15 protein-coding genes are annotated in these 16,805 nt (G+C 49.6%); 10 read left to right on the top strand and 5 right to left on the bottom strand.

The genetic code is table 11. The annotated features are described in order from the left end of the window. Positions 1-10: 10 nt before the first annotated feature. Entirely contained in the window at positions 11-1,081 is a 1,071-nt protein-coding gene (gene pdhA / locus QWV57_RS10285; protein ID WP_301099791.1) for a pyruvate dehydrogenase (acetyl-transferring) E1 component subunit alpha, read from the top strand. Then, on the top strand, positions 1,078-2,073 hold the full coding sequence (locus QWV57_RS10280) for an alpha-ketoacid dehydrogenase subunit beta (protein WP_301099789.1): 996 nt from the start codon (positions 1,078-1,080) through the stop codon (positions 2,071-2,073). The genes pdhA and QWV57_RS10280 overlap by 4 nt, the downstream gene beginning before the upstream one ends. Positions 2,074-2,212: 139 nt before the next feature. Here QWV57_RS10280 and QWV57_RS10275 read toward each other — a convergent pair whose 3' ends face one another. Beyond that, positions 2,213-2,737, bottom strand: coding sequence for a gamma carbonic anhydrase family protein (locus tag QWV57_RS10275; protein ID WP_033006227.1), 525 nt, complete (start codon positions 2,735-2,737; stop codon positions 2,213-2,215). Between the two features lie 398 nt (positions 2,738-3,135). On the opposite strand from QWV57_RS10275, the gene QWV57_RS10270 reads away from it, so the two are divergent. The 5 genes from QWV57_RS10270 (at position 3,136) to QWV57_RS10250 (ending at position 9,012) form a co-directional block, all read left to right on the top strand. After that, on the top strand, positions 3,136-4,626 hold the full coding sequence (locus tag QWV57_RS10270) for a peptide MFS transporter (protein ID WP_033006228.1): 1,491 nt from the start codon (positions 3,136-3,138) through the stop codon (positions 4,624-4,626). Positions 4,627-4,821: 195 nt separating this feature from the next. Then, on the top strand, positions 4,822-5,925 hold the full coding sequence (locus QWV57_RS10265; protein WP_301099785.1) for an ABC transporter ATP-binding protein: 1,104 nt from the start codon (positions 4,822-4,824) through the stop codon (positions 5,923-5,925). Further along, a complete protein-coding gene (locus tag QWV57_RS10260; protein ID WP_301099783.1) occupies positions 5,922-6,866 on the top strand; it encodes a carbohydrate ABC transporter permease in 945 nt (314 codons plus the stop codon). Before QWV57_RS10265 ends, QWV57_RS10260 begins: the two co-directional genes overlap by 4 nt. Then, entirely contained in the window at positions 6,863-7,675 is an 813-nt protein-coding gene (locus tag QWV57_RS10255) for a carbohydrate ABC transporter permease (RefSeq protein WP_020756023.1), read from the top strand. Before QWV57_RS10260 ends, QWV57_RS10255 begins: the two co-directional genes overlap by 4 nt. Positions 7,676-7,692: 17 nt before the next feature. Beyond that, the gene (locus tag QWV57_RS10250) at positions 7,693-9,012 is read left to right on the top strand and encodes an ABC transporter substrate-binding protein (protein WP_301099777.1); all 1,320 of its coding nucleotides are present in this window, start codon (positions 7,693-7,695) and stop codon (positions 9,010-9,012) included. A 338-nt stretch (positions 9,013-9,350) separates the two neighbouring features. On the opposite strand, the gene QWV57_RS10245 is transcribed toward QWV57_RS10250, so the two are convergent. Beyond that, positions 9,351-10,538: an IS701 family transposase gene (locus tag QWV57_RS10245; RefSeq protein WP_081133251.1), complete on the bottom strand. Its 1,188-nt coding sequence runs from the start codon at positions 10,536-10,538 to the stop codon at positions 9,351-9,353. A gap of 280 nt (positions 10,539-10,818) precedes the next feature. Between QWV57_RS10245 and QWV57_RS10240 the strand changes: the two genes are divergently transcribed. Continuing rightward, positions 10,819-12,066, top strand: coding sequence for an RNA-guided endonuclease InsQ/TnpB family protein (locus QWV57_RS10240; RefSeq protein ID WP_014195799.1), 1,248 nt, complete (start codon positions 10,819-10,821; stop codon positions 12,064-12,066). 312 nt (positions 12,067-12,378) lie between these two features. Here QWV57_RS10240 and QWV57_RS10235 read toward each other — a convergent pair whose 3' ends face one another. After that, positions 12,379-12,831 carry a hypothetical protein gene (locus QWV57_RS10235; protein ID WP_020754266.1) on the bottom strand — a complete coding sequence of 151 codons (453 nt, stop codon included), beginning with the start codon at positions 12,829-12,831 and terminating at the stop codon, positions 12,379-12,381. Positions 12,832-13,066: 235 nt separating this feature from the next. Between QWV57_RS10235 and QWV57_RS10230 the strand changes: the two genes are divergently transcribed. After that, positions 13,067-14,224: a CapA family protein gene (locus QWV57_RS10230; RefSeq protein ID WP_060788993.1), complete on the top strand. Its 1,158-nt coding sequence runs from the start codon at positions 13,067-13,069 to the stop codon at positions 14,222-14,224. Positions 14,225-14,269: 45 nt separating this feature from the next. Here the strand turns inward: QWV57_RS10230 and srtD are convergent, their stop codons facing one another. Both srtD and QWV57_RS10220 read right to left on the bottom strand, forming a co-directional pair. Beyond that, positions 14,270-14,863, bottom strand: a complete 594-nt coding sequence (gene srtD / locus QWV57_RS10225) for a class D sortase, LPxTATN-specific (protein ID WP_068895656.1) — start codon at positions 14,861-14,863, stop codon at positions 14,270-14,272. Then, complete coding sequence (locus QWV57_RS10220; RefSeq protein WP_301099760.1) at positions 14,864-16,177, bottom strand: processed acidic surface protein; 1,314 nt, start codon at positions 16,175-16,177, stop codon at positions 14,864-14,866. A 199-nt stretch (positions 16,178-16,376) separates the two neighbouring features. On the opposite strand from QWV57_RS10220, the gene QWV57_RS10215 reads away from it, so the two are divergent. After that, a complete protein-coding gene (locus QWV57_RS10215) occupies positions 16,377-16,697 on the top strand; it encodes a hypothetical protein (protein WP_015375079.1) in 321 nt (106 codons plus the stop codon). The last annotated feature ends 108 nt before the right edge of the window (positions 16,698-16,805 follow it).

Below are 16,805 nucleotides of genomic sequence, written 5' to 3'. Positions count from 1 at the left end.
GAGGAATGGTATGGAACGCGATTTTCCGATTGTGCAAGTATTAAATGAAGAAGGAACGATTGTGCAGCCTGAATATCGTGAACAAATCACGAAAGAATTGACGATGACGATGTACCGCCATCTGATTCGCACGAGAATGGTTGACCGAAAATGTGTCAGCCTGCAGCGGCAAGGGCGCATCGGGACGTATGTGCCGTACGAAGGGCAAGAGGCGTGTCAAGTCGGAAGCGCGCTTGCACTCAACGACGGTGATTGGATGTTTCCGACCTACCGCGATCATGGGGCGATGATGACGTTCGGCCGTTCCTTAACGCAAACGCTTTTATACTGGAAAGGGCGGACGGAAGGGTGTGTTCCACCTGAGGGAAAAAAAATCGTTCCGCCGAGCGTTCCGATTGCCACGCAACTCCCTCATGCAGCGGGGGCGGCGTGCGCCGAAAAATGGAAGGGGACGAAAAATGTGGTGATTGTGTACTTCGGTGATGGAGCGACATCAGAAGGAGATTTCCATGAGGGATTGAATTTCGCGAGCGTTTTTGACGCACCTGTCGTCTTTTTCAACCAAAACAACCAATATGCGATTTCCGTTCCGATCACCCGTCAGATGAAGACAAAAACGATCGCGCAAAAAGCGTTGGCGTACGATATTCCCGGTCTTCGCATCGATGGAAATGACGTGTTTGCCGTGTATTTCAAAACAACTGAGGCGCTCGAGCGGGCGAGAAACGGAGGGGGGCCGACGTTAATCGAAGCGGTGACATGGCGTTATGGCGCCCATACGACGTCGGATGACCCGTCCAGATATCGCGACCAGGAGGAAAGCAAGAAACGGCGCGAAACGACCGATCCGATCAAGCGGGTCGAGCGGTTGATGCAGCGGGAAGGCTGGTGGGATGAAGAGTGGGCAAATCAAGTGCAAGCGGAAGTGGACGCGGAAATCGAGCAGGCGGTTGTGGAAATGGAGAGCTATCCAAAAGCGAATGTATCTGACATGTTTGACTTTGTGTTCGCCCAACCGACATGGACGATTGCGGAGCAGAAAGAAGCGTATCTTCAGTGGAAGCGGGGGATGGAAAGGTGATCACCAAAGTAGGCGTCAAATCGCTCACCATCGTGCAAGCGGTCAATGATGCGCTTCGTACCATGCTAAAAGAGCATGAAGATGTCATCCTGCTCGGGGAAGATATTGGAAAAAATGGTGGTGTGTTTCGCGCCACCGAAGGATTGCTTGAGGAATTTGGTGAGGAGAGGGTGATGGACACGCCGTTAAGCGAGGCAGGATTTACTGGTGCAGCGATTGGAATGGCGCTTGGTGGATTTCGTCCTGTCGTAGAAATTCAGTTTTTAGGTTTTATCTATCCAGCCTATGAACAAATCATGACCCATGCGGCACGCATGCGTGCGCGGACGAGAGGGCATTTTACCGTGCCCTTGGTCATTCGCGCCCCGTACGGCGCAGGGGTGCGGGCCCCGGAAATTCATTCCGACAGCACGGAAGCGCTGTTTACCCATATGCCGGGGATCAAAGTCGTCTGCCCCGCGTCGCCGTACGACGCCAAAGGGCTGCTGATTGCCGCGATTGAAGACCCGGACCCTGTCCTCTTTTTGGAACCGATGCGCAGCTATCGGGCGTTTCGCGAGGACGTTCCGGAAGGAAAATATGCGATTGAAATTGGCAAAGGAAAAAAACTTCGCGAAGGGGACGACGTGACCGTCATCGCCTGGGGCGCTATGGTGCCGGTCGCCATGAAGGCGGCGGAAGAGGCGGCGAAAAAAGGGATTGATGCCGATGTCATCGACTTGCGCACCCTTTACCCGCTCGATAAAGATATGATTGCCGAGTCGGTGCAAAAGACAGGAAGAGCCGTCATTGTCCAAGAAGCGCATGCGACCGGTGGGTTAGCCAATGACATTCTCGCCGTCATCAATGACACATCGTTTTTCTATCAACATGCACCAGTCGAACGGGTGACGGGATTTGACGTTCCGGTTCCGTTTTTCGCCTATGAAGACGATTATTTGCCAACGCCGTCGCGCGTGCTGCACGCGATGGAAAAAGTGATGCGTTTCTAGTTGCATCCGACATGAATCGGAAGCGCAAAGAAAGAGCCATGCCTTTTCGGCTGGCTCTTTTTCTTTCTTCGATAAGCCGTATGACGGCCGCGTCGATCGTTTTTTGCGCAGCCATCTCGTTGATGGGATGGTGCTGATGTTACTCCCGATGATCGGCCAGCTGTTTTCGATACTCTTTTCCTTTTTGCACGTATGTATCAATCGACAGCTGGATGAGCGCAAGGTCTTTGTCCGTCAGTTCACGCACCACTTTTCCAGGCGAGCCGACAACGAGCGAGCGGGGCGGAATCTTTTGGCCGGACGGAATCAACGTGTTGGCGCCGATGATGCACTCTTCGCCGATTTCGGCTCCATCCAAAATCGTCGACCCCATGCCGATGATCGACCGTTTGCGGATCGTGCAGCCATGAAGGATCACATTATGCCCGACCGTCACCTCATCTTCAACGACAAGCGGCGACCCTTCGTACAAATGGCAGGTCGTATTGTCTTGAATGCTCGTTCGGGCGCCGATTGTAATCGGCCCTTCATCTCCGCGCAGGACCGCGTTGAACCAAATCGTCGATTCCGGACCGACAGTGACGTCTCCGATCAAATAGGCTCCCGGAGCAATGAATGCGGTTTCATGAACATTCGGACGTTTTCCGTTATACGGGTATAGCATCCCCACATCCCCCTTCATTTGGTGAACTGTGTCATGATCAGTATAACACATTTTGCACGGGGACGGAAATAAGCGGAATGCACGATATCTTTTTCGAAGAAGCATCGATTCATGTGCCAATTGCGGTGAACACAAAGATGCAGATGAGATGGAAAAGAGGAAATGGTGCTGTTGGGGAAACGACGATTCCCTGTTATTATACATGTCAACGAAAGGCGGAAAAAGGTTGTTTTCGATAACGAAGAAAACGGAAACGAGGGATGTTTTTTATAAATAATATTATTTTTCTTAATTTATTGTTTTATTCACCTTAACTATAAATCATACAAAATTTTTTTGACAATATAAACATAATGAATTATTATATTAAAAGAATTTAAAGGAGGTAAGTAGTGGTTATGTCATCCATTGACAAGCAACAAATCGCTGCCAGCGTTCCCCAGCGCGGCTTTTTCGGCCATCCGAAAGGGTTGTTTACGCTCTTTTTCACGGAATTTTGGGAACGCTTTTCGTATTACGGCATGCGCGCCATTTTAGTGTATTACATGTATTATGAAGTATCGAAAGGCGGGCTCGGGCTTGATGAGCATCTGGCGCTCGCGATTATGTCGATTTATGGGGCGCTTGTGTACATGTCCGGAATCATTGGCGGTTGGCTTGCTGACCGGGTGTTTGGCACGTCGCGCGCGGTCTTTTACGGCGGCCTTCTCATTATGGCCGGTCATATCGCCCTGGCGATTCCGGGCGGGGTGGCGGCGCTGTTTGTGTCCATGGCGCTCATCGTCTTGGGAACCGGGTTGTTAAAACCGAACGTGTCGAGCATTGTCGGCGATATGTACAAGCCTGGCGATGACCGCCGCGACGCTGGATTCAGCATTTTTTACATGGGGATTAACCTTGGTGGCTTTTTGGCTCCGCTTGTTGTCGGCACCGCGGGGATGAAGTATAACTTCCACCTCGGCTTCGGACTTGCGGCCGTCGGGATGTTTCTCGGATTGATTGTCTTCGTCGCGACAAGAAAGAAAAACCTCGGGTTGGCCGGGACGTATGTGCCGAATCCATTGACGCCAGCGGAAAAGAAAAAAGCGGCTTCCATCATGGCCGTAGGGGCGGTCGTGATTGCCGTGCTGCTAGCCATCTTGATTCCGAGCGGCTGGTTCACTGTGGAGACGTTTATTTCCCTTGTCGGCATCTTAGGCATCATCATCCCGATCATCTATTTTGTCGTCATGTACCGCAGCCCGAAAACGACGGCGGAGGAGCGGTCGCGCGTGATCGCGTACATTCCGTTGTTCGTCGCTTCAGCGATGTTTTGGGCCATTCAAGAACAAGGGTCGACGATTTTGGCGAACTATGCGGATAAACGGACACAGTTGGATGTCGCCGGCATTCACCTTTCGCCGGCTTGGTTCCAATCGCTGAACCCGTTGTTTATCATCCTCTTAGCGCCGGTGTTCGCGTGGATGTGGGTGAAGCTTGGCAAACGGCAGCCGACGATCCCGCAAAAATTCGCGCTCGGCTTGTTGTTCGCCGGCCTGTCGTTCATCGTCATCCTCGTGCCGGGGCATTTGAGCGGCGGAGGGCTTGTCCATCCGATTTGGCTCGTGTTAAGCTACTTCATCGTCGTGCTCGGGGAGCTTTGCCTGTCGCCGGTCGGCCTGTCGGCGACGACGAAACTTGCCCCTGCCGCTTTCTCAGCGCAAACGATGAGCCTTTGGTTTTTATCGAACGCCGCCGCGCAAGCGATCAACGCCCAGCTTGTGCGCTTCTATACACCCGAAAACGAAACGGCCTATTTCGGCACGATCGGCGGGGCGGCGGTTGTGTTAAGCGTCATCTTGTTTTTGCTCGCCCCGAGCATTCAGCGGCTCATGAAGGGCGTTCGTTAATATCACGCTGATGTTTGTATCAACAGGGAAAACAGATGATCCAAAAGATTACAAATCTGTGACAGGATGCTCTGTGTTGGCAGAGCTTCTTTTTTTATTCAAAAAATATTTACATAAATCAAAAAATAAGTTCAGATGGTGTTTACAAAAATGGATTACGATGGAATAGAAAAAGAGGAAAGGGGAGAAAAGCGGATGGCGTTTCTTGAGCTGGTCGAGGTGACGAAATCGTATGGAGGCAAAAAGAGCGCGGTCGAGAATGTGAATGTCGCGATTGAATCAGGGGAGTTTTTTGTTCTTGTTGGCCCATCGGGATGCGGCAAAAGCACGATTTTGCGGATGATCGCTGGCCTTGAGCCGCTGACATCAGGATATGTGCTGATCGATGGGCAGGTGGCGAATGATTGGCCCCCTCACGCCCGCCGGTTATCGATGGTCTTTCAAAATTATGCGCTATATCCCCATTTGACGGTGGAGCAAAATATGCGGATTGTCTTGCAGGCGCAAAAGGTGCCGAAAGAAGAACAAGTGAAACGTTGCATGGAAGCGGCGGAATTGCTTGGATTGACCGATGTGCTGCATAGGAAGCCGCGGGAATTGTCAGGGGGGCAGCGTCAACGCGTTGCCTTAGGGCGAGCGATTGTCGCGCAGACTCCGCTTTGTTTGATGGATGAACCGCTCTCCAATTTAGATGCCAAGCTGCGTGCGAAAATGAGGAGCGAGCTTCGACGTTTGCAACGTCAGCTCGGCATGACTGTGATTTATGTCACGCACGATCAGACGGAAGCGATGACCATGGCTGACCGGATGATGATTTTGCATGACGGCCGTCCGCAACAAATCGGCAGTCCGCTTGATGTATACAATAGCCCAGATAACACGTTTGTCGCTTCATTTATCGGAACACCGCCGATGAATTTGGCGGAAGCGCATGTGCTGAACCATTCCCTCTTATTGCAAAACGAGCGGCCCATCCGTCTTCTGCGTCGTTCTTTGCCGAAGGCTGAACGGGTGATCGTCGGACTGCGGCCGGAACATATTGAGCCGGCGGAATCAGGAGAAGAATCTATGGCCGTCAAAGTCAGCCATGTCGAGTGGCTCGGCAATGAAACGTTAGTGACGTTTGAGTTGGCAAAAAATCTTTATTGGACAGCACGATGGAATGGACAATGGCGCATCCGCTTGGGAGAGGTGGTGCCATTGACGTTTGATGAGCAGGATTTCCTGTTTTTCGATGCGTCTGGAAAGCGAATTGGAGCCCCGTCCATCAAGCGGGAGGAGGTGCGGGTTCACCAATGAATGAGCGTGTTTCAACGGTTCCCTCCCCAGCGTCATGGTCGGTCCGGACGAAGCGGGAGGCGCGGCAGGCCGCAATAAAATCGTGGTTGGAAGGGATGGTGTATCTTTGTCCTTCGCTCCTGCTGTTTGGCGTGTTTCTCTTTTACCCGTTGGGGAGAACGATGTATTTAAGCGTGTTTCACACCGATTATCAAGGGCACCCGACGGAATTTGTCGGTTTGGCGCATTTTGTTGCTCTTCTTCAAGATGCATCGTTTTGGCATAGTTTGAAGGCGACGGTTCTATTTGCGGTGCTCACTGTCCCGACGACGGTCGCCGTTTCGTTCGGTTTAGCGTTGCTCGTTCATGAAAAGCGGAAAGGAATCGGGATCTTCCGGACGATTTTTGCCTCTACGATGGGGATGAGCGTGGGAGTCGCTTCGGTGATTTGGATGTTTATGTACAATCCGGCGATCGGGATCATCAATCGTTTGGTGTCTGCGATCGGCGGGACTCCTGTTTCATGGCTTCTTGACCAGGACACGGCATTGTATGCGGTGGCGGCGGCGACGATTTGGATGAATATCGGACTGACCTTTTTATTGTTGCTGGCCGGTCTGCAAAACATCGATCCATCCTTGTACGAAAGCGCCCGCATCGCTGGAATGAGCTATTGGCGGCAGCTGTGGACAGTGACTGTGCCGCTGTTGTCGCCGACGTTGTTTTTTGTCACGACGGTCTCGCTTATTCAAGCGCTGCAAACGTTTGGACAAATTGACTTTTTAACGAAAGGCGGGCCGGTGGAGGCTACGAATGTGTTCGTTTACGCGATTTACCGGGAAGCGTTCGTCAACTATCAGTTTGGTTCCGCGAGCGCGCAAGCCCTTGTCCTTTTTCTCATCATCGCCATCGCCACGTTTTTGCAGTTTCGGTTTGCTGAGAGGAAGGTGCACTACCAATGAAAATAGCGCGGGCAACGGCTCACTATGTGTTGTTATGCCTATGCTCGGTTGTAATCTTGTTTCCAGTGGCTTATGCTCTTCTGATGAGTTTGATGGATGGAGCCGCTATTTTGTCAGGACGCCTATGGCCTGAGAAGGGGACATTGGTCAATTATGAGGCCGCGTTTCAACAGGCTCCGCTTGGGAGATATTTATGGAACAGCTTTTTTGTGGCTTTCATGATTACAGTGGGGCGCCTCATCGTGTCAAGTCTCGCCGCTTTCGCTTTTGTGTTTCTCCGTTTTCCCGGTCGGGATCGGTGGTTTTACGTGTGCATTGCCACGATGCTCGTTCCGTGGGAAGCGACTGTGATCCCAAATTTTTTGACCATCCAAGCGCTTGGCTGGACAAACCATTACGCAGGACTCATCGTGCCGTTTTGGGCGATGGCATTTGGCATCTTTTTATTGCGGCAACAGTTTAAGCAAATTCCGCACGAGCTGTATGAGGCGGCGCAGTTGTCTGGGGTGGGGAATTTCCGCTTTTTTTGCCGCGTCGTGCTGCCGCTTTCAAAAACGAGTTTGGTGACGCTGGCTGTTTACAGTTTTTTGGACGCTTGGAATATGTATTTATGGCCGCTGCTCGTTACAAACGATGACCGTGTCCGCACCGTGCAGATCGGGCTCAAGCAGCTGCAGACGCAAGAGATCGCCAGCAGCTGGGGCGTCGTTATGGCAGCGGCGGTTATCGCGATGCTTCCAACTTTGTTGCTGTTGTTTGCTGGACAGAAGCAATTGCGAAAAGGGCTTATGCAAGGAGCGATTCAATAGCGAGGAGGAGAAACAAGATGAGAAAGGTTTTAGCCAGTTTCTTAGCTTTAATGTTTATTGGATTTGCCGCGGGATGCTCAAGCGAAGATGCGGGCAAAGCGGCGGGAGGCAAAACAGAAGTGGTGTTTTGGCATTCGATGAGCGGGGATTTGGAGCCGGTCTTAAATGACATTGTCGCTGATTTTAACCAAACCCATCCAGAGATTGAGGTGAAGCCAGTATTTCAAGGCACCTATGAGGAGGCGCTGACGAAATGGAATGCGGCAGCAGGGACAAAAGACGCCCCGACGATCATGCAGACGTTTGAAGTCGGAACAAAGCATATGATCGACAGTGGAAAGGTTGTACCAGTGCAGACATGGATTGATAAAGACAAGTATGATGTTTCACAATGGGAGAAAAATATTGTCAATTATTATACAGTCAACGGGCGAATTTACTCAATGCCGTTCAACTCATCCACCCCTGTACTCATTTATAACAAAGATGCGTTCCGCGAAGCCGGGCTTGATCCGGAAAAACCGCCTCTCACCTATAGCGAGTTGAAGGAAGCGGCGAAAAAGCTGACAAAGAAAAAAGGAAAAGAAACCGAACGGTACGGATTCTCGATTTTGAACTACGGCTGGTTTTTTGAAGAAATGGTGGCCGTACAAGGCGGACTGTATGTGAACAACAACAATGGACGGAGCAGTGATGCGACAAAAGCGGTATTCAATGGAGATGAGGGGAAGCGCGTATTTGAGCTGATCCGCGACATGTACCGAGACGGCACGTTTTACAACGCCGGTCAAAACTGGGACGACATGCGCGCCGCCTTCCAAGCAGGAAAAATCGCCATGTATTTGGATTCGTCCGCTGGTGTAAAAACGTTGATCGATAACTCGCCATTTGACGTTGGCGTTTCGTATTTGCCTGTCCCGGATGGCGTGGAACGTCAAGGCGTCGTAATTGGCGGCGCTTCGCTCTGGATGATGAAAGGAAGCAGCGAAAAGGAGCAAAAAGCGGCGTGGGAGTTCATGAAATACTTGACAACCGCTCCTGTCCAAGCTGAGTGGCATGTGCGCACAGGGTATTTTGCCATTAACCCGGCTGCGTACGATGAGCCGCTCGTCAAAGAGGAGTGGGCGAAATACCCACAATTAAAAGTGACGGTGGATCAGCTGCATGAAACAAAATCAACCCCTGCTACCCAAGGGGCGCTCATCACCGTCTTCCCTGAATCTCGGCAACATGTCGTGAAAGCGATGGAACGGTTGTACGAAGGAATCGATCCGCAAAACGCGCTCGATCAGGCGGCGGAAGAGACAAATCGGGTGTTGCAGGAGGCCGGAAACTGACCTGACCAACCGGACAAGCGTCCAGGTGGAGCTGCCGGATAGGCAAATCCAATGCTCGTTCGGGAAACCGATCTCCTTAATCAGTGAAGGGTTCTGCAAGGACCAGGCATGGACAAGGGCATTTACGTGTAATGTCATACGGAACGATTAGCGATGGCAAAAAAGATTGCCATCGCTAATCGTGTTGATCGGAAAGTTATTCTAAAAAATCAAATAAATAATTTTTTCCAAACTGTAGGGTGCGAAATGTAAGTTGTATCGATTTTATTTTCTTAACTGTAGATGAGTAATTTTCATTACAATATTTTCCATTAACAAAGAGACAAACAGGGTAACCCTTAGGCGACATGGAGTTGTTTTTTGACAACATCAATGGGAATATCTTGCTTCGCCGCGTTGTAAATGAACTCAACTAGGCTGTGTCCTTTCCGCGATCGAAGAAGCTCCAGTCCGGCGGAGAGGTCTTGTTGAGATTCGGCTATGCTGTACACGCAAGCCAACAACACGGTGATCCAATACCGTTTGACCGCCCGAACGTGGCGAACACGGTACCCATCAAGCTTCAGCTGGTCTTTTGCCTGCCGGAAAAAGCATTCGATCGACCAGCGTTGGGCATAGTAACGCAAGATGTCTTCGTCACTCAGCTCCCGATCGGTGCTCAAGATGCAATGAAGATGTTCGGGTGTCATCGGCTGAGCAGCCTTCCAAGTAAGCAGCACCACCGCATCATCAAGACCGTTGAGCGCACCTTCGTAGCGGTAGACACGATAGCGCTCGTTCCCCACCGTGACGAGGCGGGTGTCTCGCGGTTCGAGATAGCGGGCGAACTGCTTGGCTTGGACGGCGATGCCTTTCGGGTAGAGAATTCGGTTCGTCTTGAGCATCGCGATGACATGGAATCCCTTTTTCAGGCAGGCTTCGATGAGCTCTTTGGACGGATACCATGAATCCATGAGCACATACACCGGATGATCCGGCTTCACCTTGAGCGAAGAAAGCATCTCCATCGCTAGGTCGACTTTGCTTGTTCCCGCCGCCTTATCATAAAGACGAAACGCGAACGGGAATGCCTGAGTCATGGTGTGTACCATCAGCCAAACGAGCGAATGCCCCCAGACCGATTGATGATCTTTGTGGGAGAAATGCCAATCACACCCTTGAATGGCGTGCGTGGCCCGTGACGAAGGCTTCGTTTTTTGGCAAATGGTATCATCAATCGAAACAAAAAGGGGTTGATTCTCCCGTTTGGCGATTCGCTTGATGCGATGAAGGATCCATTGCTGGAGTTTGCGAAGCAACGTCTCTTCATCCCAAGGGCTTTTCGTGAAAAAATGGCTGAGCGTTGTTCGATGGTTGGGATGAAAACTCCAGTGATGGACATCGGTCAACGTTCCCGAAAATCCCTTGGTCGTCAAGGCATCCACAATATGAACGAGATGCTTGATGACCGGTTTCGAGAAATAAAGCGCCAACCCCAACGCCATGAAAAACTTGTGGATTCCTTGATGATGTGCTAATCTATTCATGAGACATGAGCCTCCTTGTGAATGGTTGGTTAGCACATCTATTTTAACCAAGGAGTCGGGTTCATGTCTCCTTTTTTGTTTGGTTGTAAATTTATGTTAGTAAATTTACTCAACTACAGTTCTTAAATATTGCTTTTTTATCTTAATTAGGCGAGAAGACTCCCACTTCAACGAAGCGAAGCGGAGTAAGTGGGAGAGGAATCGCCTTAACTATATTTTGCTGAAAATAGGATAGATTCAGTAAAATATAGTATAATATAGTTAGATGGGAGGTGAAAAAATGTATTTTTGTATCAAACAACAGCTAAATGGTTTGACCAAAGAAGAATACTTGACTCTTCGAGAACTGTGCCATATTGCCAAGAACATGTACAACGTCGGATTGTACAATGTCAGACAATACTATTTTGAACACAAGGAATTTCTTAATTATGAGAAAAACTATCATCTTGCAAAAACTAACGAAAACTATAAGCTGTTAAACAGCAACATGGCACAGCAAATTTTAAAAAAGGTCAATGAAGCCTTTAAATCTTTCTTTGGTTTGATCAGTCTTGCCAAACAAGGAAAATATGACCACAAGGCTATCAGTATTCCAAAATATCTTAAAAAAGATGGCTTTCATTCACTGATCATTGGCCAGATTCGTATAGACGGCAACAAATTCACGATACCGTATTCTCGCCTATTTAAAAAGACTCACAAGCCTATCACGATAACGATTCCGCCTGTGTTACTGGACAAAAAGATTAAGCAGATTGAAATCATTCCTAAGCATCATGCCAGGTTCTTTGAGATTCAGTACAAATATGAAATGCCTGAAGATCAAAGAGAATTAAATGACCAAAAAGCACTGGCAATTGATTTAGGATTAAACAATTTTGCCACTTGTGTCACATCAGACGGCAGATCATTCATCATTGATGGGCGGAGATTAAAAAGTATAAATCAATGGTTTAACAAAGAAAATGCCAGACTTCAAAGCATAAAAGATAAGCAAAAAATCAAAGGCACCACTCGTAAACAGGCTTTGCTTGCTATGAATCGCAATAATAAAGTGAATGATTATATCAACAAGACTTGCCGTTACATCATTAACTACTGTATTGAAAATCAAATTGGCAAACTTGTCATTGGCTATGCGGAAACATGGCAACGCAATATTAATCTAGGAAAAAAGACAAATCAAAACTTTGTCAATATTCCTCTCGGTAACATAAAAGAAAAACTAGAATATCTTTGTGAATTTTACGGCATTGAATTCTTGAAACAGGAAGAATCATATACGTCTCAAGCCAGCTTTTTTGACGGCGATGAGATTCCTGAATATAATGCCGACAATCCAAAAGAATATAAGTTCAGCGGCAAACGTATTAAGCGCGGCTTGTATCGAACAAAGTCTGGCAAACTAATTAATGCTGATGTCAATGGCGCATTAAACATCTTAAAGAAAAGTAAAGCTGTAGACCTGAGTGTCTTATGCTCTAGCGGCGAAGTGGACACGCCTCAAAGAATAAGGATTGCTTGAAGCAGTCAAACTTCTTTGGAAGCCCCCACTTCAAATTTTCGCTAGAAAATTAAGTGGGGGTAGTTCACCGAGAAGGAGTTAAGCGGCGGTGTCAATTTTCTTGTCTTCTCTCTTATGCAAGGAATCACGTTTGCTGCAGGAGTCTATGTCGTACTAGCAGGCGCACTGGTCACAGGTGCGCCGCCCATGGGGTACATCCTAACCCGATGGGACGGGGTGATGACACCCCCCTAAACTTGGGCGTTGTCCGAACCAGAAATGGATGAGGACGCAAACGATCCAAGAATCCCATGCCTTTAAGCGTGTGGAGTGTCAATCTACTTTCTTCAGCAAATACATCTCCTCCTCCACTTTCGCGATGCGGCCAAGTTGATAATCAAGCCGCTGATGAATGAGGGAGATGTCTTCTTTTGTCGCCATTTGCTCGCGAAGGCGGGAAAGATCGTCTTTTGTGGCCATCTGCTCGCGAATGCCGGCCATTTCTCCGCGGAGGCTGGCGATTTCATGGCGCATGCCGTCTTGAATGCTGTGCTGCTCGAGTTGATTGTCGCGGATCGCTTTGATCATGTCCGTGTTTTCTTTCATCTGCTCTTTCAGCCAGCGCAACTCTTCTTCCTGCTTGTCCATCCGTTGTTCCAGTTTGTCCATTCGTTGTTCAAGTTGGCCCAATTTTTGCTTCACCGTTTGCATGTCTTGCTTCAGGACGGACATGTCATCGACAAGCCCTTGAACAAGTGTGGTTAACTGCCGCAACAGCCCTTCCATGAAGAAACCTCCCTATCGAGAGGGGATTTTGCTTGGGGCGTTTCAATCATGAAACGTGAGGAGTCCGAGATGTGGAAATAGAGGGGAAACGCCTGCAAGCTCATTATATCATGGCTTGGCTAGGCCATCATTCCTAAATTGAGGGAAAGAAAAGGGATAAAGAGGGGGTGTGTTGAATACGTCATTAGCAGAAGTTTTGGCAGTTTGAAGAAAATAGATGGATGGGAGAGGGAGCATGAACGGATGGACGAAGGGGAAAAACGCGGCGCTTCTGTGTATGGCGTCGATCTTTTTATTTTCCTGCGGCAACGCAGCTGATCGCGGCGCCGAGGAAGTGCTGGCGGCGCCAAATGAACCGGCGGGGCAAACCATCGAGCATCCGCCGCTGCCGAGTCCGATCGATAAGATGGTGATAGCGTCAGCCTCTGCCAAACAAGCGGCGCCGAACCCGAACGAAGTGCGCATCACCATCAGCGCGGCGGGCGATGTGACGCTCGGGCGCGATGAAAATTATGGCTATGCGTATTCGTTTGATGAAGAAGCAAAGAAGCACGGCTTGCGCTATTTTACGAAATACATTGAGCCGATCTTCAAAAAGGACGATTTTACGACCGTCAATTTGGAAACGACGCTGACGACCTCGACGCGCAAGGCAAGCAAGACATTTCGTTTCCGCGGCCACCCGAGTTATGCGAAAATCTTAACTTATGGCGGCATTGAGGCGGTGAATCTGGCCAATAATCATACATACGATTACTTGCAAAAAGGATATAACGATACGATCGCCAGTCTAAAAAAAGAAAAGATCGGTTATTTCGGCCGTACGCTTCGGCTCATGAAAACGGTCAAAGGCATTCAAGTCGGGGCGCTCGGCTATGAAGGTTGGAGCAATACCCGCACGTTGCGCAAGCAAATCGCCAACGATATTCGCACGCTTCGGAAACAAGGAGCCGACATCATTCTAGTCCATTTCCACTGGGGAGTGGAACGAAGCTATGTGCCAAACAGCACGCAAAAGGCGCTCGGCCGCTTTGCGATTGACAGCGGCGCCGATTTGGTCGTCGGCCATCACCCGCACGTCGTGCAAGGGATCGAGGAGTACAAAGGCAAATTTATTGTCTACAGTTTAGGGAATTTTATGTTTGGCGGAAACAAAAACCCGAGCGACAAAGATACGTTTGTTTTCCAGCAGGTGTTTTCTTTTCAAAACGGCAAGCGGACGGCCAAAAAAGAAATCCGCGTCATCCCGTTTCGCATTTCATCGGTGACGACAAGGAACAACTACCAGCCGATGCCGTTAGCGGGAGGGGAAGCAGCCCGAGTGAAACGGAAAATTGTCTCGCTGTCGGCGAAAATCAAAAAGCCGACTTGGACCGCGTACGAAGTGAAGTAAAAAAGGATGGCCCTTGTTTCGGCCATCCTTTCGCTTTTTGCAAGGTTAAGAGCGATCATTGATTAAGTTGGCGACGAGCACGTACCGCTGCGGAGCAGGGCCGACGTAGCGGAACGGATAGCACGTGGAAACGGTGAGTGTCGCTTTCGGCTTTGGAACGATGACCGTCCGGTCGTCGGCGTCGACGATGCGCACTTTGCGCACTTTATAGGTGAATGTGCCGGCGGACGTACGGACGATCAAGAGATCGCCTTGGCCGACTTCGCCAAGACGGCGGAAGACCGTGTCGCGATGGCCAGAAAGCACGCAGTTGTCCGCCTCTCCTGGCAGGACACTGCCGGCGTAATGGCCGACCCCTTTTTCCAACTCGTCTTCATCTGTACCGTGGTAAATCGCTAGGCTCATGTTGAGCTTCGGGATGATGAGTTCGCCGATTTGTTCGCCGATTTTGGGCTGTTTTGGGTAGAGTGAACTTTGGATTTGCATCGGCGCAGCGCCTGTTTGTCTCTCTATTTCAACAGACAGCGGTTTGACCGCCTCCAAGCCGTTTTTCCACTTCAAGCCGCTAACGGCGGCTACGGCGATTCCTGCTGCGATCAAGCTTGCTCCAAAAAAGCGCACGAGCCGTTTCCGGTTCATTTATTTCGCCTCGGCTCCTTGGCGGAAGCGGACAAGGAATGCGCCGGCACCGATGAAGGTCAAACCAAAAAGCATATAAGCGGCATACGGGGATGCCGTCTTCGGCAGTTTCGCTCCGGCTTCGGTCCGCTTCAGTGGTTTCGGCGGCGCCGGTTTCACCACTTTTTCGATTTTCGCTGCCTGGCCGCTCTGTTGCAAGTCTTCGCCGATTTCATCGAATATGTCGGAGGCAAACATCTCTTCGGTCACGACAAAATCAGCCAGCAGCTCGCCTTCGGTGCTGTAAATTTCAACAAGCAAATCGTAGCCGTTCGCTGATTCCATTGTCAGCAGCGTCGACAGGCTGAGCAGCTTTTTCTCGCCACCGTTTGACAAATAAAACTTCGCTTCCAGCTGAAATGTGGAAAGCAGGTCGGTCCATACATTGGCGATCTCAGCGATTTGCGTTGGCGATAACTCCGTAACGCTTGTAAAATCGTACGCACCGATCGCCTCAAGCCGTTGACCGATTTCTTCCATTTTCTCGGCGAATTGTGGATCTTCCATATTAAGCGATTCAAAATGGTGATAGAGCTTTTCCAACTCTGCGTCCGTCAAACCAAGCTCGTCTAAATCCGGAAGCAAGTAGTCGATGACGGCCTCCGACAGTTCCTCGACCGTCGCATAATTGTCAAGCGAATCGCCGTTTTTAGACAGCAGTTTTTCCAATTGCGTTTTCGTCATGCCAATTTCTTGTAAAAATTTGTTTAATGTTTCTTCGGTCAACGGCGTCAAATTTCGATAATAATCGACGATATCTTTCAGCTCGCCGATCGAGTGGTAATCGGCCAACGATTCGCCATGCCGATCAAGAAGGGCGATGAGCTCTTCCTTTGTCATTCCGCGTTCGTTTAGAAAGGCGGCCAACGTTTCATCCGTGATCGGAACGGAGTAATCTTTAAACAGTTCGATATATTCTTCCAGATCATTGTAAAATAAAAACACATCAGTAATGGCCTGTGACTCTTCCATTTCTCCATTGTCGATGAGCATTTGTCGAAGCTGTTGTTCGGTCAATCCGTGTTTGGCGAGCAACTGAGCTAAATTTTCTTCCGTGAGCGGCTCGCCGAACTCACGGCGCAATTCGTCCACGCTGTCAAACTCATCGAGCGAATAGCCTTCATAGTCCAAATAATTTTCCAGCTCTTCGACTGTGATCCCTGCTTCATTTAAATACTGCTCTAAAGCTGGATCGTTGCGTTCAATGGCGAACGCTGAAGCTGGCCATACAGTGGCTATGGATGCGGCCAAAGCAAAAGGAACGATGTTTTTCATGTCGTGACCTCCGTTTGTTTGTATATACGAATTCAGTATATAGGGACATGAAAAGGTTGAAAATAGTGAAATATATGGAATTTTTTATATAGAAAGAACTTCCCGTTGGCATCGAATGTTTTCCATGTATGACTTTTTCAGAGGAAACGTATGCTAACCGTTGAACGGGAGCTGTCGAGCAAAAGGAGGTGGAGGTACAATGGACCGCTTATTCCGTCTGTTCCGCGTTCAGCGCGGCCGCGGGTTGTGGAATCCATGGTTGGGGGTTGTTAGACGGCGAAGAAACCATAACGCCATTTGGACGCTCGTCAGCGTAAGCTTAGGAGCGGTGGCAGCCGCGATGTTGGGGGCGAGACAAGGGAGACGCATGGCGCCGATGACGCAAGGACCGATGCGAAACGTGATTCGCGGCCTCAACCGCTGGATGAGCCGGCGGATGGGAACGATGCAGCCTGCTGCGGCGGAGTTTGCCGAAGAAATGGCTTCTTGGCAGATCAACGATCAGAAAAATCCAAAATAATAAAATACAGCGACTCGCTGTATATTGGCCTAGTATTGGATCTATATAAGATGATCTTAACAAGGTGCCCCGATTATATGGAGGGGCGCCTTCTTTGTTTTAGAACCA

Source organism: Geobacillus zalihae (assembly GCF_030414215.1).
Lineage (GTDB): Bacteria > Bacillota > Bacilli > Bacillales > Anoxybacillaceae > Geobacillus > Geobacillus zalihae.
The sequence above is the reverse complement of the archived record's forward strand: the minus strand, read 5'-3'. Positions and strand labels throughout refer to the sequence as shown.

What these genes read in the sequence shown, in the direction of transcription:
- pdhA (WP_301099791.1), top strand. Translation starts at nt 11, where the DNA reads ATGGAACGCGATTTTCCGATTGTGCAAGTATTAAATGAAGAAGGAACG.
- QWV57_RS10275 (WP_033006227.1), bottom strand. Translation starts at nt 2,737, where the DNA reads ATGCTATACCCGTATAACGGAAAACGTCCGAATGTTCATGAAACCGCA.
- QWV57_RS10270 (WP_033006228.1), top strand. Translation starts at nt 3,136, where the DNA reads ATGTCATCCATTGACAAGCAACAAATCGCTGCCAGCGTTCCCCAGCGC.
- QWV57_RS10265 (WP_301099785.1), top strand. Translation starts at nt 4,822, where the DNA reads ATGGCGTTTCTTGAGCTGGTCGAGGTGACGAAATCGTATGGAGGCAAA.
- QWV57_RS10260 (WP_301099783.1), top strand. Translation starts at nt 5,922, where the DNA reads ATGAATGAGCGTGTTTCAACGGTTCCCTCCCCAGCGTCATGGTCGGTC.
- QWV57_RS10255 (WP_020756023.1), top strand. Translation starts at nt 6,863, where the DNA reads ATGAAAATAGCGCGGGCAACGGCTCACTATGTGTTGTTATGCCTATGC.
- QWV57_RS10250 (WP_301099777.1), top strand. Translation starts at nt 7,693, where the DNA reads ATGAGAAAGGTTTTAGCCAGTTTCTTAGCTTTAATGTTTATTGGATTT.
- QWV57_RS10245 (WP_081133251.1), bottom strand. Translation starts at nt 10,538, where the DNA reads ATGAATAGATTAGCACATCATCAAGGAATCCACAAGTTTTTCATGGCG.
- QWV57_RS10240 (WP_014195799.1), top strand. Translation starts at nt 10,819, where the DNA reads ATGTATTTTTGTATCAAACAACAGCTAAATGGTTTGACCAAAGAAGAA.
- QWV57_RS10235 (WP_020754266.1), bottom strand. Translation starts at nt 12,831, where the DNA reads ATGGAAGGGCTGTTGCGGCAGTTAACCACACTTGTTCAAGGGCTTGTC.
- QWV57_RS10230 (WP_060788993.1), top strand. Translation starts at nt 13,067, where the DNA reads ATGAACGGATGGACGAAGGGGAAAAACGCGGCGCTTCTGTGTATGGCG.
- srtD (WP_068895656.1), bottom strand. Translation starts at nt 14,863, where the DNA reads ATGAACCGGAAACGGCTCGTGCGCTTTTTTGGAGCAAGCTTGATCGCA.
- QWV57_RS10220 (WP_301099760.1), bottom strand. Translation starts at nt 16,177, where the DNA reads ATGAAAAACATCGTTCCTTTTGCTTTGGCCGCATCCATAGCCACTGTA.
- QWV57_RS10215 (WP_015375079.1), top strand. Translation starts at nt 16,377, where the DNA reads ATGGACCGCTTATTCCGTCTGTTCCGCGTTCAGCGCGGCCGCGGGTTG.